Below are 24,823 nucleotides of genomic sequence, written 5' to 3'. Positions count from 1 at the left end.
CATCCCAGAGGGTTACTCGCCCTTGTTCTTCTGGACGATCTCGTCGGCGACGGCCTTGGGGACCTCCGCGTACGAGTCGAACTCCATCGAGTACACGGCCCGGCCCGAGGTCTTCGAGCGCAGGTCGCCGATGTAGCCGAACATCTCCGACAGCGGGACGAGGGCGCGCACGATCTTGATGCCCGACCCGTCCTCCATCGACTGGATCTGGCCACGACGCGAGTTCAGGTCGCCGATGACGTCGCCCATGTACTCCTCGGGCGTGCGCACCTCGACCGCCATGAGCGGCTCGAGGATGGCGGGGTTCGCCTTGCGGATGGCCTCCTTGAAGCCCATGGAGCCGGCGATCTTGAACGCCATCTCGGACGAGTCGACGTCGTGCGACGCGCCGTCGAGCAGGATCGCCTTGACGCCCACGACGGGGTAGCCCGCGAGGACACCGACGTTCATCGCGTCCTGGAAGCCCTGGTTGGTCGGCTCGATGTACTCGCGCGGGATGCGGCCACCGGTGACCTTGTTCTCGAACTCGTACGTCTTGTCGGCCGTGACCTCGAGCGGCTCGATCGCGAACTGGATCTTCGCGAACTGACCCGAACCACCGGTCTGCTTCTTGTGGGTGTAGTCGTGACGCTCGACGGCCTTCTTGATCGTCTCGCGGTACGCCACCTGGGGCTTTCCGACGTTGGCCTCGACCTTGAACTCGCGCTTCATGCGGTCGACGAGGATGTCGAGGTGCAGCTCGCCCATTCCCTTGATGACCGTCTGGCCGGTCTCGGGGTTGAGCTCGGTGCGGAAGGTCGGGTCCTCTTCGGCGAGCTTCTGGATCGCGGTGCCCAGCTTCTCCTGGTCGGCCTTGGTCTTCGGCTCGATGGCGACCTCGATGACGGGCTCGGGGAAGGTCATCGACTCGAGGACGACGGGCTCGTTCGGGTCGGCGAGGGTGTCACCGGTGGTGGTGTCCTTCAGGCCGATCACGGCGTAGATGTTGCCCGCGGTGACCGCGTCGACGGGGTTCTCCTTGTTGGCGTGCATCTGGAAGATCTTCCCGATGCGCTCCTTCTTGCCCTTGGTCGAGTTGATGACCTGCGCACCCGAGTCGAGGTGACCCGAGTAGACGCGGATGTAGGTCAGACGGCCGAAGAAGGGGTGCACCGCGACCTTGAACGCGAGCGCGGCGAAGGGGTCGTTGGCGTCGGGGTGACGCTCGATGACCTTCTCCTCGTCCTTCGGGTCGTGCGCCTCGATGGCGGGCACGTCCAGGGGCGAGGGCAGGTAGTCCACGACCGCGTCGAGCATCGGCTGCACGCCGCGGTTCTTGAAGGCCGAACCACAGAGCACCGGGTACAGGTCACCGGCGACGGTGAGCTTGCGGATGGCGCCCTTGATCTCGGCGAGCGTGAGCTCTTCGCCGCCGAAGTACTTCTCCAGCAGCGCCTCGTCGGACTCGGCGACCGTCTCGAGCAGCTTCTCGCGGTACTCGGCCGCACGGTCGGCGAGGTCGGCCGGGATCTCCTGGACCTCGTACTTGGCGCCCATGGTGACATCACCCTTGGCGTCGCCGGGCCAGACCAGTGCGCGCATCTCGACGAGGTCGACGACGCCCACGAAGTCGTTCTCGGCACCGATCGGCAGCTGCAGCACGAGCGGCTTGGCGCCCAGACGGTTCACGATCGTGTCGACGGTGAAGTAGAAGTCGGCGCCCAGCTTGTCCATCTTGTTGACGAAGCAGATGCGGGGCACGTCGTACTTGTCGGCCTGGCGCCAGACCGTCTCGGACTGGGGCTCGACGCCCTCCTTGCCGTCGAAGACGGCGACGGCACCGTCGAGGACGCGCAGCGACCGCTCGACCTCGACCGTGAAGTCCACGTGTCCGGGGGTGTCGATGATGTTGATCTGGTGCTTGTTCCAGAAGCAGGTCACGGCGGCGGACGTGATCGTGATGCCGCGCTCCTTCTCCTGCTCCATCCAGTCGGTGGTCGAGGCGCCGTCGTGGGTCTCGCCCAGCTTGTGGTTGACACCCGTGTAGAACAGGATGCGCTCGGTCGTCGTCGTCTTGCCGGCATCGATGTGCGCCATGATGCCGATGTTGCGGACCTTGTTGAGGTCGGTGAGCACTTCTTGTGCCACGGGGTGTCCTTACGTGTGTGTTCGGGTTGCGGACGCTTCGACGCGGCCCTGCGGGCCTCGCTCAACGACCGGGGAGTGACCGCCGGTCGTTGAGCGAGCGCAGCGCGTCGAAACGCGTTACCAGCGGTAGTGAGCGAAGGCGCGGTTCGACTCGGCCATCTTGTGGGTGTCTTCGCGGCGCTTGACCGCGGCACCCAGGCCGTTCGAGGCGTCGAGGATCTCATTCTGCAGACGCTCGGTCATCGTCTTCTCACGACGACCCTTCGCGTAGCTGACGAGCCAGCGCAGCGCGAGCGTGTTCGCGCGGTGCGGCTTGACCTCGACCGGCACCTGGTAGGTCGAACCACCGACGCGGCGGCTCTTGACCTCGAGGGTGGGGCGGACGTTGTCGAGCGCCTTCTTGAGGGTCGCGACGGCATCCTGGCCGTTCTTCGCCTCGACGCCCTTCAGAGCGTTGTAGACGATCGACTCGGCGAGCGACTTCTTGCCGTCGACGAGGATCTTGTTCACCAGCTGGGTGACGATCGGAGCACCGTAGACCGGGTCGTTGACGACGACGCGGCGAGGTGCGGGTCCCTTGCGAGGCATCGGACTCAGCCCTTCTTGGCGCCGTAGCGGCTACGGGCCTGCTTGCGGTTCTTGACGGCCTGGGTGTCCAGGGCGCCGCGAACGATCTTGTAGCGGACACCGGGGAGGTCCTTGACACGGCCTCCACGGACGAGCACGAGCGAGTGCTCCTGCAGGTTGTGGCCCTCACCCGGGATGTAGGCCGTGACCTCGGTGCCGTTGCGAAGCTTGACACGGGCGACCTTGCGCATCGCCGAGTTCGGCTTCTTGGGCGTGGTCGTGTACACGCGGGTGCAGACACCCGCCTGCTGCGGGTTCGACTTCAGGGCGGGCGCCTTGGTCTTGGTGACCTTGGGCGTACGTCCCTTGCGAACCAACTGCTGAATGGTTGGCACGTTCTCTCCTTGTAAAGCTGTGCGGGCTCTCGCCTGCACAGGTGCTGCACGGTGACAGCGATGGTGGTTTCACCACAGATCCACCGACACGGCGGATGCCGAGCATGGGTGGTGGATATGCCGTGGGGGCGGCCTGTTCGCAGACCGGTCCCGATCGTGTGCCGAACCCCGTCCGGATGCCGTGGCACGGCGGACGGCGCGCGTATACGCACACCCGGTCAATACTACGCCGTATGACGAACGCGGGCAAACGCGCCCGGTGAGTCGCGCCCTGCTCCCGCCGCGCTCGCCTCAGCGTTCGATGCGCGCGAGGTGGAACTCCTCGTCGCCGAGGAAGAACCGCTCCCCCGCGTCGATCTTCGAGCCCGGCTCCACCTCGACCTCCTCGCCCATGAAGGTGCGAACGAGCACCCCGTTCGTCGAGGCCAGATCGGTGATCGTCCAGACGTCGTCGTGCCGTTCGAGGCGGGCGTGGGTCTTGGACACGGTGAGAGCCTCGCCCGCAACGGCGATGAGCTGCGCTTTCGGGAAGGCCGTGTCGGCTGCCGGGCGACGCCCGAGGATGACGACGTCCGCCGTGATCGCCACCGGTGCGCCGGCGGCGGGGACCAACTGCCACACGGCCGCGCGGACCCGCCGCGTGATCACCGTCTGGTCGATGTCGTCGTCGACGCTCTGGTCGCGGCGATGCTGGGCCGCGACGGCGCCCGCGGCGGAGCGGGGCGACCCGGCGGCGGGCGATCCGATGACCGCCGAGACCTCGCCCGACAGCTCCGGGAAGCCATCGGGTTCGTTCGGGGCGACCGCGAACGCCGGCCACGGTCGTGCGCGACGCAGCGGCGGCTCCGCCGCCTCCGGCGCGAGCCCACGCTCCCCCGCGGCGGGCGCGTCCGAGGAGCCCGCCTGGGAGCCGTCGACCGCGGAGTCGGACGCATCCGCGGCGGGTTCGGCCGGTACGCCGTGGGCGGCTCGGGCGGCTGCCGCGGCCGCGGAGACCCGGGGCGCCGGTGCCGGTGCATCCGCCGCCTCGCCGACGTCGTGCGGCGACGGCAGCGCGGTGCTGCGACGGCCCGGCACGAAGTCGATGGGGGCATCATCGGTGACCGGCGGCATCGCGTGGCGCCATCCGGCACCGGAGCTGGGCGGGAACGGGGAGGGCGCGATCGCCGAGACATCATCGATCTCCGACGGCCACGCCGCGTCGTCGTCAGCGGCGGCTTCCCCGGCGCGGACCGCGGCGGATGCCGATACGGGCGCCGGAGCGGGCGGACGGACCACGGCGGCCGGGGACGGCGACGACGTCGCGACGGGCTCGTCGAGCGCATCGAGCGCATCGACGGCGACGGTTCCCGCCTCGGGCCGTGCGGGGGCAGGTTCCGCCGGCGCCGTTTCCGCGGGCGCCGGGGCGACCGTCGACGGCGAGGCGGGCGGCACCGTCGTCTCCGGCGGGGTCCAGGCCGGTGCGGCGGCGGGAGCGGGAGGAGCGAAGAGCCGCGCCAGGTCGTCGTCGTCCTCGCGCACGTCGTCGGTCGGTGCTGCCGGCTCCGCCGCCGCGGCCGGCGGCAATGCAGAGACGACCGCGGCTTCCGGCGTCATCGGGGCGGGTTCGGCGAACACACCGCCGAGGCTCGCGCGTGGCTGTTCGCGGCGGTGCGCCGACATGCCGCCGGCGCGCGCGCCGAGCCATCGCGCGGGCCCGAAACCGAGAATGCTTGCCCACACGACGAACAGCACCGCCGCGAGGGCGGTCATGCCGCCCCCGTAGCCGAAGCCCGGATTGATCCGGTGCGCCGCGACGACGACCAGCACCCACAGCACGATCGGCCCCAGCACCGGGAAGAGCGCGATCAGAACGAGCCACGGGCTGAAGCCTCCCCACCGGAGGAGGGTGGCGACGTTCCACACGGGAACCCACCCCTTGTAGGGGGCCTCTCCCATCTTGCGGAACATCGCGGCCAGCGCCAGCGCGGTCCAGACATAGAGAGCGAGGCCCACCGCCAGGGCGACGAGGCCCAGCAGAGCGCCGACGGAGTCGCCGATGGGTGCGTTCATGCGGTGCGCCGCGGGCGCGAGGCCGCACGGCTCCCCCTCTCGAAGTGTGACCGGAACGATCGCGGGACGAACGATCTCAACGATACGGCTGCACGCAGCCGGCGCCACCTGTTCGTCGCGAGCGCGGCCCGCTCGTCCTCGACGATCCGCCAGAACTCCTCGGCCTCGTCGGAGGACATCGGGCGGGCGGAGAAGACCGCTTCATCGGCCGTCCGCGCGAGGGTTCCCGCCGCAGGACGAGCCAGCGCCCGTGCGATCTCGGAGCGCGTGGCCGCGGGCGGTGTGCGACGGCCGGCGTCGGCGGCGGCGTCTAGGTACTCGTCCCACCCCCCGGCGATCGCGTCGGCGGGTCGGTCCTGGCGCCGTCGCCGTCGGCGGCGCAGGGCCTTGGCGATCATGATCGCCGCGAACGGGCCGGCGAGCACGAGCAGAACCGCGAGGACGCCGCCGGTGATACCCAGCGTCGTCCACAGCCAGCGCAGGTCGAGGGGGTCGGGTCGGTCGGTCGGCGCGGCACTGTCCTCCTGCGCGGGACGCTGGGGCTGGACCTCGTCGACCCCGTCGGGGCGCACCGACGTGGCGATCTGCGGGTCGGGCTGCTCGGTGCGCTCGGTGCGCGGCGGGCGCGTGTGCTGGGGGGTGACGTCGACCGGGATCCACTCCCCGGATGCCGAGCGCACCTCCACCCAGGCCGAGACGTCGCCGGCGCGGCACACTCCGTCGGCGCACGTCGCGGCGTCCGGGTCGCTCGACACGAGCCGCGTGCCGACGACGATCCGCGCCGGAAAGCCCAGCTCGCGGGCGATGAGGGCGACGGCGGTCGAGAACTGCTCGTCGTCGCCGACGGCGGCCACGAGGTCGTCCGCAGCCACGGCGGCGGGGTCGGCCTCGCGGGCGAGCAATGCCGTGAACATACTGTCGATGCGCGCCAGCGAGTGTCCCGATGCGCTCGGCGCGAAGGTGTAGCCCGCGCCTAGCTGCTGCATCCACGCGGCGCCGCCGGCCGGAGCGCGCAGCGCGTGGCTCAGGTAGCCGCGCGAGCGCAGCAGCGCGACGAGTCCGTCCAGGGCTGCACCGCCCGTGCCGACGACATGCTGCTGCATCCAGGTGCGCAGGCTCGCCGGCGCCACGAGTTCGCCGCCGTCGGCCGCGGTCACCGACACCCCCGCCTGTCCCCCGGGAGCAGCCGCCGAGGTGAGGGCGCTCACCGCCGGTGCTGCGGCGCGGAGGCGGTACGTGTCACCGGCGCTCCACGGTGTCGTCTCGACCGCCGCCTCGCGGGCACCGCTCACGTAGAACCCGTCGGCGAGCGCGGCGGCGCGCGGTCCGGCGAAGTCGACGGATGCCACGGCGCCGGCCGTCGGCATCCAGATGCCGTCCAGCGCACCGATCGTCACCTCGGCATCGATGGGAGCGCCCGCACCGAGAACGCGCGCCGCCGCGAGCCGCACGAACGGCTCGCCCGCCGGGTCGGTGCGGAAGACCGCGCCGTCGTAATCGTCCAGCACGGCCAGTCGCACGCGATCGGGGAGCGCATCGCCGGTGATGCGGAAAAGCTCCTCGTCGACGCGCGCATCGGCGAACAGCGTCCGATACGCGCTCAACGGGCTGACCGCGCGCGAGATCTCCTGACGCGGTCCCGTCGCCTCGCGCAGGACGTCGCGCTGCGACGGCACCGCCACCGCCGGCACCGCGACGGCGACGGCCGCGGCGACGACGACCATGCCGACGCCGAGCCCGAGCCGGCGCAGTCGTGCACCCGCTCCCCGCGCGGCGCCGCCGGCCACCCGCACGCTGGCCGCGCCCGACGCCCGACGAAGTGCCTGCACCCGCGCGGCGCGGGTGCGCCACGACAGCCACAGCACCCCACTGAGCAGCACCCCGGCGCCGACGGCCGTTTCGACCGGAGCGGGAAGGACGACGGGTCCGACAACCAGCGGCGCGCTGAGCTCCGTGCTGCCGAACAGCAGCCCGAAGCCGGCCATCGCGATCGCCACGGGCACAGCGAGCACGGCGAGCGCGTCTGTGCGCCAGCTCAGCAGCAGGACGCTGGCGGTACCGACGAGGAACACGACGAGCGCCGGCACCAGCAGGTTGCGATAGGACCCGACCGGCAGGTCGACGGTGAGCAGGTCCTTCCAGCCCCACAGCAGCCCCGCGACGAGCTCACCCAGTCCCTGGAGGAACGGCGCCGGTGCTCCGGCGCGCGAGGGGACGGCCACGGGCACGCCGACCACGAGGAGTGCACCGGCGAGCAGCCCGGCGGCAGCCCAGCCGTTCCATCGCCGCCAGGCGACGAGGGCGGCGATCGCTCCCGCGAGAACGGATGCCGCAGCCACCAGCAGCAGGAACGACGCCGAGCGGTAGACCGGCCAGGCCGCCACCGCCGCCAGCCCCACGGCTGCGAGAGCGTACAGCGCCCCGGCCGCGACCCTCACGAGCGCGCTCCGCGCAGGAGGAGTCCGGCGAGGTCCTCGAGCGCACCGATCGTGACGACGGTGAGGGGACCGACGGTCTGCGCGCGCGGATGCGCGCGCTCGTCGCAGCGGACGGCGATGATCGCGGCATCCACCGGAAAAGCCAGTGCCGCCAGGCGCAGAGACGTGAGAGGCACGCCCGAGCCGGCGACCAGCACGGCGACCGAGAGCCGCTCGTTCGCCTCGGCGGTCAGCCGGCACACCTCGGGGAACGGCATCGTCTCGACGAGACGATCGACACCGCTGAAGCCGTCGAGCACGGCGCGCGGAGCACTCGCGGCGATGTGTCGGATGGCGCGCAGGCGACCCCGCACGACGCGCGGGATCTCGGCACCGACGACGATGTCGAGGTCGCGCGCGTCGTGCACAGCCCGCAGCGCCAGGGAGGATGCCGCACTGACGGCGAGTTCGAACTCGTCGTCGGACGCGTATTCCGCGCTGGAGAGTCCGAGCACGACCGCCATCCGCGAGCGGCGCGACTCCTCGTACTGCCGGACCATCAGCCGGCCCGTCTTCGCGGTCGACTTCCAGTGGATCTGTCGGCGCGCATCACCGGGCGCGTACTCGCGGATCGCGTGGAAGGACATGTCCGCATCGACCAGTCGCCGGGTCGCGCTGCCGTCGAGGTCGCGGATGAGTCCCGCGCTCGTGGACGGCACGGTGACCGTGCGCGGGTGGACGAACAGCTCCTGCACCTCGTCGAAGGCGTGCTCGCGCCGCAGCAGACCGAGCGGGTCGGAGCGGATCGTCGTCGCGGGGCCGATGCGCACGATGCCGCGCCGCTGCGGCGGCAGATCCACCGCGTGCCGGGAGACCTCGTCGGCGGCGAGGAGCGGGATGCCGACCTCGACCAGACCGGGTCCGATCGGGATGTCGATGCGGCCCGGCAGCGCCGTGGTGCGCCCGATGTTGCGCACGGCGATGCCCGCCCGCGCCGCCGCCCCGGCGACGACGCGCTCCCGCTCGAGCACCACCCGCACCTCGTACGCGCGGGCTCCGAGCAAGAAGGGCAGGGCCATCACGAGCAGTGCCCCGGCCGCCGCCCCGGCGACGAGCGCCTCGACCCATCCGAACGCGAGACCGGCGGCGAGGCCGACGGTCGAGGTGAGCACGACCAGGGCCCCGGCGGGCCGGATCGTGGCACGACACCAGGCGATGGCGGCGCGCACGGCCGAACGTCCGCTCGCCCAGGCTCGCGAGGCGCGGACGGCCGCTCCCACGAGGCGACGTCCGCGGCGAGCCGTCACCTCGGTCCGCTCGCCGGTGAGCCCGGTGGCCGACGTGCGCGTGAGCCGGGTGTCGGTCACGGACGAGCGGCTCTCGACGCTGCTCACGCGCTGTCCCGGCGGGTGGGCGGCGGCACGTCGAGAAGGACCTGGCCGATGACCGCCGCGGGGGCCACACCGTCGAACTCGGCCTCCGCATGCAGGATCAGGCGGTGGGCGAGAACCGGGACGGCGAGACGCTTGACGTCGTCGGGAGTGACGTAGGTGCGACCGTGGGCGGCGGCGGTGGTGCGTGCGGCACGCGTCAGGGCGAGAGCCCCGCGGATGCTGACGCCGAGGCGCACCTCGTCAGCGGCTCGGGTCGCATCGACGAGCCGCGCGATGTAGTCGAGCACGAGCGCGTCCACGTAGACGTCAGCGGCCAGTTCGCTCATACCGACCAGCGCGCCCGGAGTGAGCACGGGCGCCAGGTCCGCGGTCGCGACCGCGGCGCGATCGAGGATGCGGACGGTGGCCGCATGATCGGGGTAGCCGAGCGCCGTGCGCAGCAGGAAGCGGTCGAGCTGGGCCTCGGGCAGTCGGTAGGTGCCGGCTTGCTCGACCGGGTTCTGCGTGGCGAGCACGAGGAAGGGGGCGCCGACGGCGCGCGTGACGCCGTCGATGGTCACGCTCCCCTCCTCCATCACTTCGAGCAGCGCGGCCTGCGTCTTCGGACTCGCGCGGTTGATCTCGTCGGCGAGGACGATGTTGGCGAAGATGGGGCCGGGGTGGAACTCGAACGCGCCGGTCTTCTGGTCGTAGACGGTGATTCCGGTGATGTCGCCCGGAAGCAGGTCGGGGGTGAACTGGATGCGGGTCGTCGTCCCCTGCACCGACTGGGCCACGGCGCGAGCGAGGGACGTCTTGCCCGTGCCCGGCACGTCCTCGATGAGCACGTGTCCTTCGCTGAGCATGGCGGTCAGGATGAGCTCGACGACGTGACGCTTGCCGAGCACGGCGCGCTCGACGTTGTCGGCCAGTTGCGCGAAGGTCTGGGCGAACCAGGTCGCCTGCTCGGTGGTGATCGTCATGAGGACTCCGTCGGGTCAGCCGGCCGGGTTCGGCGCGGTGGAGGGCGTACAGCGTGTCGCGAGTTCTGCGCTCGCGGGGGCGAGGCTCCAGCCTTGCCCGGACCAGTCGACGACGACACGGATGCCGGTGACGCGCACGGCCTCCGCGGGCACCGTCCACGGGTCCGTGCCGGGAACCAGCAACGCGTCGTTCTTGTCGTAGTAGCGGATGCCGGCGGCATCGAACGTCACCGCGGCATCCGAGCCGCTCGATCCGGCGTTGCGCGTGAGGGTCGTGCCGCCGGTGCACGTGCCGAGCGACCAGGACGCCTGCACCTGGTAGGGAGCGCTGCCGGCGGCGGGGACGACGTCGCCCCAGTCCGACTGCCACCACCCGTCCTTGTGCTCGTAGCGCACCTCGATCCCGGGGTCTTTGTCGAACACGCTGCTCGGCAGTCCCCGGAAGACGACGTTGTTGTCGTTCGGCGGCGTCTCGGGCGACGTGGGCGTCTGATCGATCGTCCACGTGGCGCGGCCCGACGGGGTGCCGTCGCCGGCGACGTGGGCGGTGGGGCCGACGACGAAGGTGTACCCGGTCGGCGCGGCTCCGCTCTGCACCGCGCGCACCGTGTTGGTGACGGTGGCCCGACCGAAGGAGCGGGAATCGAACCACGACTCCGCGCAGAGGGCGAAGGTGTACAGGCGCCCGTCCGGAAGACCGCGGAAGACGCGTTGTCCGCCGTCGTCGCTCGTGCGACAGCTGTCGACGGAGACCGGGGCGCCGTCCTGGGCGACGGGGCCGTCGAGACGCACGATGCCGTAACGCACGCGGGCGCCGTCGCCCCCCGGCGTCGCCGTTCCCACCGCCGTGATGTCGACGCGGCCGCCGCCGACGTTGACGGCCGTGAGGGTCAGGGTGCCCTGCGTCGGCGCACCGATGCCGTGCGCCGACACCGTCGTGGAGCCGATGGCGGGGCCGGGCAGTCCCGGTGGGGCCGTGTACCGCGACAGCGGCGTGATCGTCACGTCGGTCGCCGTGTTCGCGCCCACGCGGAACGCGGGCACCGTGACGGTGGTCTGCGACGAGCCGACGGCGATCGTCTGCGTCTCGCCGACCGGACTGGTGATCTGCAGAGATCCGGTGTTCGCGGCATCCACGCCGGAGATCGCCAGCGACGCGACGCCGCCGTCGGCGCCCGCGACGACGGGAGCCGCGGTCGCACCCGTGGGAGCGGACGGCGGGTCGTACGCCCACGCGGTCGTGCGCACCGCGGTGAGCGATGACCCCACCGCATTCACCGCGACGGCCTCGTAGGAGCGCTGCTCGCCGTTCGGGGCGCTGATCGGCGGGCAGATGCCCTGCGGGGTGCACACCGCCACGCGCTGGCCGCCCTGACGGACCTCGAACCCGGTGAGCACCGGGTAGGCGGCCTGCGCCGGTCCGGGATCGACGCGGAGCGTGAGAGAGCCGTCGGCGTAGGCGGACTGGGCCACGCTCGCCGGCGCCTTCGGATAGCCCTGCAGGTCGAGGAGGATCCGCCCGTCCCGGGCGCTCGCGCTCTGGCGGCCCTGGGCGTCGCGGACGGTGAAGCTCGCCGCGCACGTCGCACCCGGCGCATCCGAGGTCCACGATGCCGAGACGCGGCTGGGCGAGACCACCGCGAAGCTCACTCCGGTGCAGACGCCGGCCGGGGCGACCGAGACGACCTGCAGCGGCGTACCCGGCAGCGGGTTGACCTCGCCGACCGCACCGATGACGTCGATCGTGCACGACGAGCCCGATGCCTGGCTGCACTGCTGCTGCACCGAACCGCCCTGGGGCAACGTGGACGGGGCGGCGCCGACCCGCAGGGAGATCCGCGCCGGGGCGACACCCGGGTGCGACGTCACCTGGACGACGACGCTCTCGATCGTGCCGGGGGCGGCCGCATCGCGGCCTCGAACGCTGAGCTGCGCGCCCTGCAGCGCGAGGTCGAAGGATGCCGGGGTCCCGTCGACCCGGTAGACGATCGCCTCGGGGCGCCCTTGCCAGGTGGTCATCGCGCCGAGGTCGAAGACCTGGGTGTCGCCCGGAGCGACCTCGAGCGCGGCCGGCGACAGCCGCGGCTGCGGGGCGATCGGGGTCACCACGACCGGGATGGCCAGGACGGTCCAGGCCGGCTGACCGGCCAGGCGTACGAGCACCCGGCAGGTGTCCGTCCACGGCGCGTCCGCGCCGGCCGCGTAACGCAGGGTGGTTCCGCCGACGGCGGTGCACGATGCCCCGGGCCGCGCGCCCGAGGCGCGGGTCTCGCCGGACAACTCCAGGGCGCGACCGCGTGGCACCGTGATGAGCGCGGCGAGGTCGACATCGGCCTGCGCGTTCTCGCCGACGGTGAGCGGGGGCGCCCCGGCACGCAGCGCCAACGGCGTATCGGCGGCGGCCGGGATCCTCAGGAACGCGTACGTCGTCACGGGTCCGGCGGACGTCTGCCCCGTGACCGAGAAGGGGATCACGTGGGCGCGGTCGTCGACGGTGCCCACCAGGCGCGTCCCCTCGACGGTGATGCCGTCCACCGGTGCCCAGAGCCCGACCGACAGGTCGCCCGTGTCGCCTCCGGACCACAGCACCTTGCCGGAGAGCACGTCGATGCCTCGCGCCAGATCGGCGCGTCCGTCGGCGTCGAGCACGGTGTCGGAGACGACCGGGAAGTCGGCGACGCGCTGGGCGACCACCCGCACGACGATGAGGCCGCGGGCGGTGTTTCCGGCCGAGGAGACCACGTCGTAGAGGAACGACATCGTCCCGGGTGTCGGTCCCGCCGCGATCGTGACCGTGTCGTCGCTCTGCGACACGAGTCGCTGTTGCAGACGGGTGAACTCCGCCGTCGGCGACCCGTCCAACGCGAACTGAGGCACGTCGGGGCGCACCCGCTGCAGGGTCAGCGTGCCCTGCAGGGGGTCGATGTCATTGGCGAGGGGATGCACGCGCAGCACGTTGCCGTCACCGGCTTGCACCTGCACGTAATCGGTGTAGGTGATGGGGGCAGGACTGGCATCGCCGCTCAGCACCCCGACGCGGACGGTTCCGACGCCCGCGGCGCCGGACGGGTCCACCACCCGGTAGGTGAACGTGTCCTGCCCCGAACTCCCGGCGTCGCTGGAGTAGACGATGGACGCACCGTCGGCGGAGATGACGGCCGAGCCGTGCGCGGGCTGATCGACGATGCGATCCAGACGCACGACGTCGCCGTCCGGATCCATCCCGAAGCCGTCGAACGCGATGACCGTGGACAGTCCGCTGAGCACCCGCCCCGAGAGCGTCCGCGGCAGGGGGTCGCGGTTCGCTCCGTCGCCGACCACGCTCAGGTGCACCGTGGCGGTGTCGCCGAGCGCCGGTGCGCCGGTCGTGAACGCCCGATAGGAGATCGTGACGTCCCCCGGCGTCGTGGGAGCCAGCACCCGCAGCACATCGCCGGCGGCGAAGGCGAGGACGTCGGGGCGCGAGGCGACGATCGACTCGGGGTCCAGGCGAGGGCGGGTGCCGACCGCCGCGACGTCGTTGTCCAGCACCGGGATGTCGATCTGCGCGCCCGCGCGCACGACGGCACGATCGTCGACGGCGATCGGCGCCTGCTCGGCGGCGGGCGGCAGCAGGTACACCGTCGCTTCACCGGTGATGGCCGAACCCTCGTCGGTCGTGCCGTCGCCGACCCGGTAGGAGACGGTTCCCAGCAGACCCGACGCGCCGGATGCCGTCGAGCCCGACACCCGCAGCTGGCTCTGGGCCACGACGTCGGCCGACAGGGACGCACCGGTGACCGGGCGGATGACCAGATCGCTCAGCAGCAGCACCCGCCGGGTGGGGTTGGTGACCGCGGCCAGGGCGTCGACGGTGGCATCGGCCTGCGGACGCACGAAGGCGACGACCGGCGAGGTGGACAGGTCGGCGGGCCCGCCGGGGTCGAGCAGCGTGAGTCGGACGGTGCCGGTGGCCTCGTGCCCTCCCGAAGACACCGTGACGGCGACACGGTAGGCGCCCGGCGACGCCGCGACGACGTCGAACGTGGTCGAGCCGCCGACGACGGTCGCGGTGGCCGCCGCATCGTCGAGCACGCGCGCCGCGGTGAGCGTCAGGTCGCCGGCGGTCCCCGTGACGTGCGGGGCGACGTCGACCGACACGCGCGAGCCCGCCACGTCGACGACCGCGAACGACTGCAGGGCCGGCTGCGCGTCGCCCCGGATCCGCACGACGAGCTGCCGGGTCGCTGTGGCGCCGCGGACGTCGGCGACGGTCACCGTGATCGACTCGGCCTGCTCGCCGGCCACCCCGGCGTCGCGGTGCTGGAACACGACGTCGCCCTCCGGGGTGGTGGCGACCTCGCCGAGACCGGAGTCGTCGCTCGCCGACAGGAGCAGAACGGGGTCGCCTTCCGGGTCCACCCAGTCGCCGAGCACGGGAACGGTCACCGTGCCCCCGGGAGCCACCTCGGGGCTCGGCCAGTCCTGGCGGCACCCCTCGACGCCGCACCACACCGGGGCGGAGTTCTCGTCCTCCGCCGCGACGCGCAGCGTCACCGTCGCCGGCGGCGAAACGAGCCCGTCCGCCGTCGTGCCGTCGGTGACCGCATAGCTGAACGTCGCCGATCCCGTCGCTCCGGGGGCGACCCGCACCGCAAGGCGCTGGCGGTCGTCGGTGGTGGTCACGGTGCCGAAGGCGGGGTCGAGGCCGGTGACCGATGCGGGGTCGACGGCGAGGACGTCATCGTTGGGATCGTGATCGTTCAGCAGGACCGGAAGGCTCACGAGGGCACCCGGCCGCACGCCGAACGCATCGTTCTCGGCGACCGGAGGGCGCGGGTCGATGATGGGCGGCGGCTTCTGGTCCGACGTCTTCGGCGCCGTCTTCACCTCGTCCTCGATGTCCCAGTTCTGGCTGGAGGGCAGCAGGTGCCCTTCCGGGACGGACCAGACCCACCCTGATCGCGCATCGTTGAGGATCACGCTGTCGCCGGCATCCACGAAGACGGGGCGACGCTGGGAGCCCAGACCCTGCCCGCCGTAGTCCAGTGGCACATCCCCTCCGGTGGAGGTCCACAGGGTGCCCCCGCGCGTGCCCTCGGCAAGCCACGCGGCGCTGATGACGCCGCCGCGACTGACCGGACGGGCGGGGGTGCCTCGCGAGGTCGTGCTGTCACCGAAGATGCGCTCGGCCGCGACCGCGGAGACCGGAATGCGCACCAGACCCGTGTCGTCGGCGACGTAGACGGCATCGCCGTCCACCGCCGGTCGGCTGACCGCGATGGTGCCCGTCAGCGAGATCGTGCCCGTCCCACGGCTTGTCCAGAACCGTCCCGCACCGCTGCCGGCAGTGTCCAGGAGCACCCAGTCATCGCCGGCGGCAGTGAGGACGGGGCGCTCCACCGTGGCCGCGACCTTGTCGGCGGCGACGACCCTTCCCGAGGCGAGGTCGATCCGCGAAACCGTGCCGGCCGACGCCGAATAGCTGAAGACCACGCCCGACGATGCGGCCGCGACGGCGGCGGCGGCCGGAACGTCGATCGGCGCGGCGGGTCCGGCCGAGAGCCGCCCCGCGAAGACCGCCCCCGCATCGGTGCGGTAGGCCACGACGTCACCGGAGGCGTCGATGTCGGCCGTCCCGGCGGGCGCGGGCGTCGCGGTGCGCAGCCCCTCGGCGTCGAGATCGACCGGCGCGGCGTCGTCGATGCGCTCGACCTTGGCGTCGTTGTCGGTGAACATGTACGCACCGTCGGCGGAGGTCACGATCCGACTCGGATTGCTGACGGCGCGCACCGTGTCGATCTCTCCGATCGCGGTGTTCACGCGCGCGTAGCGCAGCGTGTCGGCCTGCAGAACCCACGCGGAGCTCTGCGACGGCGGGGTGCGCTGTGCGTCCAGGCCCGGCCACACCACGCTGACACCGGCGATCAGCGCCGCCGTCGCGCCCGCGGCGGCGAGACCGACGATGCTGCCCCGCCTCATCAGCGCATCACCGTCCACAGCGCCGCGGCCGCGGCCAGCAGTCCGCCGCCGACGACGAGGGCGCCGACGATCGAGAGCGCGATGACCCGCGGTGACCACAGCGCACGCGGCGCGGAGGCGCTCAGCCCCGTCGCGTCCTCATCCCCGCCGGGGGTGCGTCGGGCCGTGGGGTCCGCCGTGGCGCGCCGACGCCCCTCCGCGACGCGGCTGCGCGCCGGTCCTCGTGCCGACACGTCGGTGAAGTCGATCGCGTCGGATGCCGGCATCCACTCCTCCGTCGGCACCTCCAGCGCCGTGGGCGCGATCCCGGCCGCGCGCTGCACCTCGCGGACGGCCTCGCCGAACTCCCGCGCCGAGGCGTAGCGACGGTCGGGGTCTCGGGTCATCGCCGTCGCGAGAACCTGCTGCAGCGCGTCGGGAACATCCGGGCGGGCGATCGGCACGAACGTCGCCCGCGCGATGCGGCGACGCATCAGCTCGCGGGTGTTCTGATCCTTCTCGCGCCGCTCGAACGGACTGTGCCCGGCCAGCAGCGAGTACACGGTCGCGCCCAGGCTCCACACCTCGCTCGCGATGGTGCCGCCACTGTGCTCGGCGACGACTTCCGGCGCGCTCCACGGAATCGACATCGCCAGGACGTCGGATGCCGCGCTGCGCTGCAACGACGCGGAGATGCCGAAGTCGGCCAGCACCGCCGACCCGAAAGTGGTCACCAGGATGTTGCTCGGCTTGATGTCGCGGTGGATGAGACCGGCGCGGTGCGCCGACTCGAGCGCACCGGCCAGACGTACGGCGACGGCCATCACCTCGTCCACCGGCATCCGCTCGATCCGGTAGCGCTGCGCGAGCGAGCCCGGACAGTACTCCATCACGATGTACGGCCGTCCGTCGGCGGAGATTCCGGCCTGGTAGACCGTGACGATCGCCGGGTGCGCCGACAGATGCGCCAGCACGTCCGCCTCGGCATTGAACATGCGCAGCAGGTCGGGGTCACGCTCGCCGGCCGGCAGCACCTTCACGGCGACCGCGCGTCGCGGCATGTCCTGTTGATACAGGAACACGTCGGCGAAGCCGCCGGATCCCAGCGGACGCACGTAATCGAGCCCCGGCAGCTGCGGCGGCGCAGACGGGAGCCTGCGCGTCATGGCACCCCTCAGTCATCTCGCGACCCCATTCCCGACGACGTCGGGAACCCGGCCATGCTAACAAAGCCACCTCGCCGCACCGCGGCGCCCGCTCCGCCCCGCTTCGCCTCGGGGCGAGCCGGAGCGAGTCAGAGCTCGGGAAGTCCGGGGTCGCCGTTCGGCTCGAACGGCGCATCCAGCGAACGGGTGAGCTCCTCGAGCATGGCGGCGATCTGCGGCTCGACGTACTGCGCGATGGCGGCCTGGATGCGGAGGCGATGGTGCAGCAGCACGGCGCAGACCTCGCGGCCCACCATGTTCGCGTAGTCATCGGCGAGGCCGACCTCTTGGCGCAGGGCCGCCTTCGCATCGTCGCTGAGCGGTGGCAGCGCGGGGATGTCGGCATCCTCCTGCTCCGCGAGCCCGCCGATCGTGAAGAGGAACGGCGCCCCCGGCACCGGATCCGGGTCGAGCGGAAGCCCCTCGAACTCGGGATCGAGGCCCTCGGCGGGCCGATAGCTGCGCGCCCGGTTGCGGGCGGCCTGCTGCTCGAGTTCGGCCTGCAGCATGGGGAGATTGCGCGACGTGTACTCGGCCACCGCGTGATCGACGATCGTCTTGATGCGGGTGGAGAGTCCGTGCTGCACACCGTGCGGAACATCCGCTCCCAGGCCCGCGGCCGACAGCACCGGCGAGCCGAAACAACGGCGGCACGGAGCGACGCGCCCGCGATGGGTGGCGGGCTCCCAGCGCGGCAGCCAGCGCAGCCAGGCGTCCACCGCCTGGCTGACCTGGGTCTCGATCGACCGCTCCACGGCTCCATTGTGGCGGCATCCGCGCCGATCGGCGCGGATTTGCGCGCACGGCTCAGTCCTCGTCGCGCTCCCACGGCCAGCGCGGCCGCTCGGCGGCGGTCCGCACGAGCGCGATCGCGGCCCATCCCGCCACCAGAGCTGCGGCGGCCAGCACGACGGCGAACCACGAGGTCGCGAAGCCACCCACCGCGGCCACGACGCGCGCGGCGTCCACTCCCGAGAGCACGCCGCCGACCGGTACACCGACGAGGTAGGCGAGGAACGTCGCGACCGTCACGATCAGCGCACTGCCGTATCGTGTGCGCTCGGCTCGCAGGGCGAACCACGTCGACACCCCGAACGCGCCGACGGCGAATGCGCCCCCGACGATGCCGGGAAGCTGCCCGAGCCCGGAGACCGCCAGCACCTCCGCCCCCGTGAACAGGCTGAGCATGCCGAATCCCGCGATGACCAGGGCGAAGAATCCCGCAACGGCGAACGCGGTGGCCACCGGCGGAGCGAGTCCGCCTGCGCCACCGCGTCCGCGCGGATCGGTCATCAGCTCTGGTGCAGCCTCGGGCCCGCCTCGAGCGTGCGCTCGTACTCGCGCTGCGCCTCGTCGTTCAGCTCGGTGACGCGCTTGCCGCGTGCCGCCACCCACGCGCCGAACCAGATCGTGAGCTCACGGCCGAGCACGAAGGCCACGATCGCGAGCGGGGCGAGCAGCTGCCCCTGAACGAGGTCGGCACCCTGCCGCGCGGTGAGCGTCCAGAACGGCGCCTGGAAGAGCTGGCCGAGGAGGTGACCCGCGTAGGCGACGACGCCGACGAGCAGGCCGAAGATGACCCAGTGTCCCCAGCGTCCGCGGTTGATGATGGCGCCGAGCAGCCAGAAGCCGATGAAGAAGACGACGACCGGCACCCACAGCCACCACGACTGCACCGCAGCCAGCGCGGCGGTGCCCACGTTGGCACCCGTCACCTCACCCCGGATGGCCTGCAGGCCGAGCGCGGCGCCCAGGTACAGGATGCCGAAGGCCAGCGTCGCCAGCAGGCCGATCGCGCCCGCGGCGCCGCGGTTGCCGCGCAGACGCGGCGGCTCGGGAGCCTGGACGAAGATCGGCTGCGGGGCGGGGGCCGCGGCCGGGACGACCGGCACGACCGGCTCCGCGACGACGACGGTCTCCGCAGAAGACGAATAGGCGCCCGGAACGTACGTCTCGTCGACCGGATCGTCGGCGAAGGAGGATCCGTAGACCGGTTCCGTGTGCGTGGCGGGCGTCGACTCCGCGCGGGCCGGCTCGGCGACCACGGGCTGCGGCGCCTGCTCGGACGCGGCCGATGCGGACGTGTGGACAGCGTCGGCGGCCTCGGCATCCGCCCTCGAGGGCGCATCGACGGCGGCCTCGCGAGAGGCGGCCTCGGCGTCGGCGAGCCCCGCATGGGCACTCGCGACGGCCTCGTCGACCGACGTGGTCTCGACCGGAGGGTGCTCCTCGATCGGTTCGCCGTACTTGGGGTCGCTCATGGCGTGTGCTCCTCACGCGGGACGTGTGCCGCCGCACAGCGAGCGTAACGCCGGGCCGGCGCGCCGACGGGGAGGCATGCCGACGTGTCTCGACGCCCGTGCCGCGCGCGCCGCTTATCGTGAGGCCATGACCTCACGCCGACTCGCCGCCCTCGGGCTCGCGCTGCTCGCGGCTTTCGCGCTGACAGCCTGCGCCGGCACTCCCGACGGTGGCACGACGAGCGCGACGTCGGGGGCGTCGTCTGCGGCGCCGACACCGGTGATGACGCTCGCGCCGTTCCCGATGGGCCCGGCCACCTCGACGACGCCGCTGCCCTCGAACCTGCCGCAGGGGTGCCGCGACATCCTGACCGCGAGCGTCCTGCAGGAGCTCGACGGCGTGCCGCTGAACGCCGACGGGATGGGCGGCGGCATCCGCAGCGACAGCACGCGCGTGTGCGTCTGGGGCGAGCCGGGCGCGGTCGGCACTCGCCTCGTGACCCTCATCGGGTACGCCCCCGACCAGCCGGCACGCGATGCGCTCTACGCCCTCGGCAACGACGGCTACACGTGCTACGAGCCGCACGGCGGCATCCGCTGCGAGAAGACCTGGCAGTCCGCGACCCTCCCGGTGCAGGAGGGGCGCACCCTCTTCTACCGCGACGGTGTCATCGTCGACACCCAGTACTCGAATCTCGCCCCCGCCGGCTACACCGACGCCATCATCGACGCGCTCTGGCCGCCCGCCGGGTCGGTGCCGAGAACGCCGGCGCCGACACCCAGCCCCTCGGCGACGCGGTAGCGGTGCGCGGTCAGCCCCAGACGCGCTTCGCGATGCGGCTCACGTAGTCCGAGGGGTGCCAGCCGCGCTCGCTCGTCGACAGCCACCGGCCCCCACCGGCTTCGATCGTCTCCGTCAGGTCGCCGTCGGTGCGCGTGCAGCGTGTGCGCTCGCCCTGCGATGAACAGGTGAACCCCGCCGCGGGCAGCGCCGCGGCGGCGATGGGCCCGGCATCCGTCGGCACATCCGCGAGCGTCGTGGTCACGGTGCCGGCGTCGGCGCGCCATGCACACGTGAACACGACCTGCGGTCGCAGCGCGTCGACCAGCTGCGTCGCGGTGGTGGTCGGAGCGTCCGACGATGCCGCCAGCCCGGCAGCCCCGGGCGCGAAGGTGAGCGTCGCGTCCAGAGCCGCGTCGTAGAGATCGGCGCAGCGGGTCGGCGCCGCGCCCCCGATGGGCCCCGCCTCCCCCGTCGCGTCCGCGGCCGGTGTCGAGGTCGACGGGCGTCCGACCGCCTCGCCGAGCCACGACACGGATGCCGGGATCATCGGAATCGCGAGGAACGCCAGCACGCCGACGGTCGCCGCACTCGCGACACCGACGACCCACGCGAACGCCGCGTTTCTTCCTCCGACCCGAGCCATGCGCTCAGGCTATCTCCGCGCCCCCACGCACCCGCCGCGCCCTCCCGCGAGCCGCCAAGATCTGCCCGAGCCGCCATGTTCCGGCGCGCCAGATCATGGCGGCTCGCGCGGAACGTGGCGGCTCGCGGGAATGGGAAAGGGCCCCGGGGACGTGTGTCCCCGGGGCCCTTTGGCCTCGATCAGTTGTAGGTGCCGGGCGTGAAGTCGTCCGTCGAGAAGCTGTCGAAGTCGACGTAGCTCAGGTCGGCGTCGCTGTACGCGCCGTCCGAGGCGAAGATGCGGTTGGGGTACCGCTCGCTCTTGGCCTCCTCCGTCGCCTCGACCACGACGTTGCGGTACTTCGCAAGGCCGGTGCCGGCGGGGATGAGCTTTCCGATGATGACGTTCTCCTTGAGGCCGACGAGCGGGTCGCTCTTACCCTCCATGGCCGCCTGCGTCAGGACGCGGGTGGTCTCCTGGAACGATGCCGCCGACAGCCACGACTCCGTCGCGAGCGACGCCTTCGTGATACCCATCAGCTCCGGACGACCCGACGCCGGGCGCTTGCCCTCGGCGACGGCCTCGCGGTTGATCTGCTGGTAGCGCTTGAAGTCGACCAGCTCACCCGGAAGCAGCGTCGTGTCGGCGTGGTCGACCACGGTGACCTTCCGCAGCATCTGGCGCACGATGACCTCGATGTGCTTGTCGTGGATCGGCACACCCTGCGAGCGGTAGACGCCCTGCACGCCGTTGACGAGGTACTTCTGCACCTCACGGGCGCCCATGACGCGCATGACCTCCTTGGGGTCGAGCGTGCCCACCAGGATCGGCTGGCCGACCGTGACGCGCTGGCCGTCCTCGACCAGGAGCGTCGCGCGCTTCAGGACGGGGTAGACGTGCGGCTCGTCGCCGTTGTCGGGCGTCAGGATGACCTTCTTGGCCTTGTCGGTCTCGTCGATCTTGATGACACCGTCGGCTTCGGCGATCGGGGACGCACCCTTGGGGGTACGCGCCTCGAACAGCTCCTGCACGCGGGGCAGACCCTGCGTGATGTCGTCGGCCGACGCGGAACCACCGGTGTGGAAGGTACGCATCGTCAGCTGCGTGCCGGGCTCACCGATCGACTGGGCGGCGATGATGCCGACGGCCTCACCGATGTCGACCAGCTTGCCGGTCGCGAGCGAACGGCCGTAGCACTTTGCGCAGACACCGACGGCCGAGTCACACGTGAGCACGGAGCGCACCTTGATGGTCTCGACACCGGCGGCCACGAGCTTGTCGATGAGCACGTCACCCACGTCGTCTCCGGCCTCGGCGACGATCTCGCCGGACGGTGCGACCACCTCGGCCGCGAGCGTGCGGGCGAACACGGAGTTCTCCACGTTCGCGTCGCGCACGAGGGTGCCGTCGGCACCGGGAGCGGCGATCGTGAACTCGAGGCCCTTGGAGGTGCCGCAGTCGTCCTCACGGATGATGACGTCCTGCGAGACGTCCACGAGGCGGCGCGTCAGGTAACCCGAGTCTGCGGTACGCAGAGCCGTGTCGGCCAGACCCTTACGGGCACCGTGCGTCGCGGTGAAGTACTCCGCGACCGACAGCCCCTCGCGGTACGAGGAGATGATCGGGCGGGGCATGATCTCACCCTTGGTGTTGTTGACCAGGCCTCGGATACCGGCGATGTTACGGATCTGCAGCCAGTTACCACGGGCGCCCGAGCTCACCATGCGGTTGATGGTGTTGTCGGCCGGGAAGTTGGCCTTCATCGCGGCCTGCACCTCGTCGGTGGCCTCGGTCCAGATCTTGATCTGCTCCTGACGACGCTCGGCGTCGGTCACGAGACCCTTCTCGAACTGGCCCTGGACCTTCTGCGCCTGCTTCTCGTACTTGGCGATGATCTCGCCCTTGTTCGGCGGGGTCAGGATGTCGCTGAGCGCGACCGTGACACCCGAACGCGTGGCCCAGTAGAAGCCGGCATCCTTGATGCGGTCCAGCGACGCCGCGACCTCGACCTTGGGGTACTCCTCGGCCAGCTTGTTGACGATCTGCGACAGCTTGCCCTTGTCGGCCTGCTCGCGAACGAACGGGTAGCCCTTAGGGAGCGTGTCGTTGAAGATCGCCTGGCCGAGCGAGGCGTCCACGAGACCGTGGCGCTCGTAGCCCTCGGGCGCTTCGCCCTCGAGGAAGGTCAGACCGGGGATGCGGATGCGCACCTTCGCCTGCAGGTCGAGGGTCCCCTCGTCCTTGGCCAGGATGGCCTCGCCGACCGAGCCGAACACCCGGCCCTCGCCCTTGGCGCCCTCGATGACCGTGGTCAGGTGGTGCAGGCCGATGATCATGTCCTGCGAAGGCAGGGTGACCGGACGGCCGTCGGAGGGCTTGAGGATGTTGTTCGACGCGAGCATGAGCACGCGGGCCTCGGCCTGAGCCTCGACCGACAGCGGCAGGTGCACGGCCATCTGGTCACCGTCGAAGTCGGCGTTGAACGCCGCGCACACGAGCGGGTGCAGCTGGATGGCCTTGCCCTCGACGAGCTGAGGCTCGAAGGCCTGGATGCCGAGGCGGTGCAGCGTGGGGGCGCGGTTGAGCAGCACCGGACGCTCGCGGATGATCTCCTCGAGCACGTCCCAGACCTCGGGACGGGTGCGCTCGACGGCGCGCTTGGCGGCCTTGATGTTCTGCGAGTGACCGAGGTCGATCAGGCGCTTGATCACGAACGGCTTGAACAGCTCGAGGGCCATCTGCTTGGGCAGACCGCACTGGTGGAGCTTGAGCTGCGGGCCGACGATGATGACCGAACGGCCCGAGTAGTCCACGCGCTTACCGAGCAGGTTCTGACGGAAGCGGCCCTGCTTGCCCTTGAGCATGTCGGACAGCGACTTCAGAGCACGGTTGCCGGTACCGGTGACGGGACGACCGCGGCGCCCGTTGTCGAACAGCGCGTCGACGGCCTCCTGCAGCATCCGCTTCTCGTTGTTGACGATGATCTCGGGGGCGCCGAGGTCGATCAGGCGACGAAGACGGTTGTTGCGGTTGATCACGCGACGGTAGAGGTCGTTCAGGTCGCTGGTGGCGAAACGGCCACCGTCGAGCTGGACCATCGGGCGCAGCTCCGGCGGGATCACCGGGACGACGTCGAGGACCATGGATGCCGGGCTCATGCCCGTCTGCAGGAACGAGTTGACGACCTTGAGGCGCTTGATCGCGCGGATCTTGCGCTGGCCCTTGCCCTCGGAGATCTGCAGGTGCAGCGACTCGGCCTCGGCGGCCAGGTCGAAGGCCTGCAGACGACGCTGGATCGACTCCGCGCCCATGTAGGCCTCGAAGTACTGACCGAAGCGGTCCTGCAGCTCGTGGAAGACGTCGTCCTCCTGCTTGAGCTGACCGACCTCGAGACCGCGGAACTCGTCCCACATGCGCTCGAGCTTGGCGACCTGGTCGTCCGCGTTCTTGCGGATGGACGCCATCTCCTTCTCGGCGGCGTCCTTGACCTTCTTCTTCTGGTCGGCCTTGGCACCCTCGGCCTCGAGGGCCGCGAGCTCCTCCTCCAGCTTGGCCAGACGCGTCGCCACGCGGGCGTCGCGGCGGTCGCCGAGGTTCTTGATCTCCAGGCGCAGGTTCGCCTCGTGGGTCGGCATGTCGCGGTGGCGGGCGTCCTCGTCGACCGAGATCACCATGTACGCGGCGAAGTAGATGACCTTCTCGAGGTCCTTCGGCGCCATGTCGAGCAGGTAGCCGAGGCGCGAGGGCACGCCCTTGAAGTACCAGATGTGGGTGACGGGGGCGGCGAGCTCGATGTGGCCCATGCGCTCACGGCGCACCGAGCTCTTGGTGACCTCGACGCCGCAGCGCTCGCAGACGATGCCCTTGAAGCGGACGCGCTTGTACTTGCCGCAGGCGCACTCCCAGTCGCGCGAGGGGCCGAAGATCTGCTCGCCGAACAGACCGTCCTTCTCGGGCTTGAGCGTGCGGTAGTTGATGGTCTCGGGCTTCTTGACCTCGCCAAACGACCAACGACGGATGTCGTCAGCGGTGGCCAGGCCGATACGAAGCTGATCGAAAGTGGTGGACTCGAGCACTGGTTCTCCTGTGTCTCAGAAAAGTTTCGAAATCAGGCCGCG

At 71.4% G+C, this 24,823-nt stretch carries 15 protein-coding genes; 1 reads left to right on the top strand and 14 read right to left on the bottom strand.

Annotated elements, in window-relative coordinates; genetic code table 11:
* Nucleotides 1–12 precede the first annotated feature (12 nt).
* The 12 genes from fusA to CEP17_RS11985 form a co-directional block, all read right to left on the bottom strand.
* Nucleotides 13–2,127: an elongation factor G gene (gene fusA, locus CEP17_RS12040; RefSeq protein ID WP_005050523.1), complete on the bottom strand. Its 2,115-nt coding sequence runs from the start codon at nucleotides 2,125–2,127 to the stop codon at nucleotides 13–15.
* A 117-nt stretch (nucleotides 2,128–2,244) separates the two neighbouring features.
* Nucleotides 2,245–2,715: a 30S ribosomal protein S7 gene (rpsG, locus tag CEP17_RS12035; protein ID WP_005050524.1), complete on the bottom strand. Its 471-nt coding sequence runs from the start codon at nucleotides 2,713–2,715 to the stop codon at nucleotides 2,245–2,247.
* Nucleotides 2,716–2,720: 5 nt separating this feature from the next.
* Nucleotides 2,721–3,089, bottom strand: a complete 369-nt coding sequence (gene rpsL / locus CEP17_RS12030) for a 30S ribosomal protein S12 (protein ID WP_036318318.1) — start codon at nucleotides 3,087–3,089, stop codon at nucleotides 2,721–2,723.
* A 291-nt stretch (nucleotides 3,090–3,380) separates the two neighbouring features.
* Complete coding sequence (locus tag CEP17_RS15345) at nucleotides 3,381–5,141, bottom strand: FHA domain-containing protein (RefSeq protein WP_112932410.1); 1,761 nt, start codon at nucleotides 5,139–5,141, stop codon at nucleotides 3,381–3,383.
* A complete protein-coding gene (locus CEP17_RS12020; protein ID WP_112932409.1) occupies nucleotides 5,138–7,579 on the bottom strand; it encodes a transglutaminase-like domain-containing protein in 2,442 nt (813 codons plus the stop codon). Before CEP17_RS12020 ends, CEP17_RS15345 begins: the two co-directional genes overlap by 4 nt.
* A complete protein-coding gene (locus tag CEP17_RS12015) occupies nucleotides 7,576–8,925 on the bottom strand; it encodes a DUF58 domain-containing protein (protein WP_239498522.1) in 1,350 nt (449 codons plus the stop codon). Before CEP17_RS12015 ends, CEP17_RS12020 begins: the two co-directional genes overlap by 4 nt.
* A gap of 23 nt (nucleotides 8,926–8,948) precedes the next feature.
* Nucleotides 8,949–9,914, bottom strand: coding sequence for a MoxR family ATPase (locus CEP17_RS12010; protein WP_112932407.1), 966 nt, complete (start codon nucleotides 9,912–9,914; stop codon nucleotides 8,949–8,951).
* A gap of 15 nt (nucleotides 9,915–9,929) precedes the next feature.
* The gene (locus CEP17_RS12005; RefSeq protein ID WP_112932406.1) at nucleotides 9,930–15,875 is read right to left on the bottom strand and encodes an Ig-like domain-containing protein; all 5,946 of its coding nucleotides are present in this window, start codon (nucleotides 15,873–15,875) and stop codon (nucleotides 9,930–9,932) included.
* Nucleotides 15,875–17,020 carry a serine/threonine-protein kinase gene (locus CEP17_RS12000; protein ID WP_036320741.1) on the bottom strand — a complete coding sequence of 382 codons (1,146 nt, stop codon included), beginning with the start codon at nucleotides 17,018–17,020 and terminating at the stop codon, nucleotides 15,875–15,877. The genes CEP17_RS12005 and CEP17_RS12000 overlap by 1 nt, the downstream gene beginning before the upstream one ends.
* 128 nt (nucleotides 17,021–17,148) lie before the next feature.
* The gene (locus CEP17_RS11995) at nucleotides 17,149–17,814 is read right to left on the bottom strand and encodes a hypothetical protein (RefSeq protein ID WP_036320745.1); all 666 of its coding nucleotides are present in this window, start codon (nucleotides 17,812–17,814) and stop codon (nucleotides 17,149–17,151) included.
* Between the two features lie 52 nt (nucleotides 17,815–17,866).
* Nucleotides 17,867–18,352, bottom strand: coding sequence for a hypothetical protein (locus CEP17_RS11990; protein ID WP_112932405.1), 486 nt, complete (start codon nucleotides 18,350–18,352; stop codon nucleotides 17,867–17,869).
* On the bottom strand, nucleotides 18,352–19,320 hold the full coding sequence (locus tag CEP17_RS11985) for an ABC transporter (protein ID WP_112932404.1): 969 nt from the start codon (nucleotides 19,318–19,320) through the stop codon (nucleotides 18,352–18,354). The genes CEP17_RS11990 and CEP17_RS11985 overlap by 1 nt, the downstream gene beginning before the upstream one ends.
* A 127-nt stretch (nucleotides 19,321–19,447) precedes the next feature.
* On the opposite strand from CEP17_RS11985, the gene CEP17_RS11980 reads away from it, so the two are divergent.
* Nucleotides 19,448–20,101, top strand: a complete 654-nt coding sequence (locus CEP17_RS11980; RefSeq protein ID WP_112932966.1) for a hypothetical protein — start codon at nucleotides 19,448–19,450, stop codon at nucleotides 20,099–20,101.
* A 10-nt stretch (nucleotides 20,102–20,111) separates the two neighbouring features.
* Here the strand turns inward: CEP17_RS11980 and CEP17_RS11975 are convergent, their stop codons facing one another.
* Together CEP17_RS11975 and rpoC are read right to left on the bottom strand one after the other, a co-directional pair.
* A complete protein-coding gene (locus tag CEP17_RS11975; RefSeq protein ID WP_112932403.1) occupies nucleotides 20,112–20,726 on the bottom strand; it encodes a hypothetical protein in 615 nt (204 codons plus the stop codon).
* Between the two features lie 179 nt (nucleotides 20,727–20,905).
* Complete coding sequence (rpoC, locus tag CEP17_RS11970) at nucleotides 20,906–24,781, bottom strand: DNA-directed RNA polymerase subunit beta' (RefSeq protein ID WP_112932402.1); 3,876 nt, start codon at nucleotides 24,779–24,781, stop codon at nucleotides 20,906–20,908.
* Between the last annotated feature and the right edge of the window lie 42 nt (nucleotides 24,782–24,823).

The organism is Microbacterium sp. PM5 (assembly GCF_003293595.1).
Lineage (GTDB): Bacteria > Actinomycetota > Actinomycetes > Actinomycetales > Microbacteriaceae > Microbacterium.
Note: the sequence above shows the minus strand (reverse complement) of the source record. Positions and strands in the feature narration are given on the sequence as shown.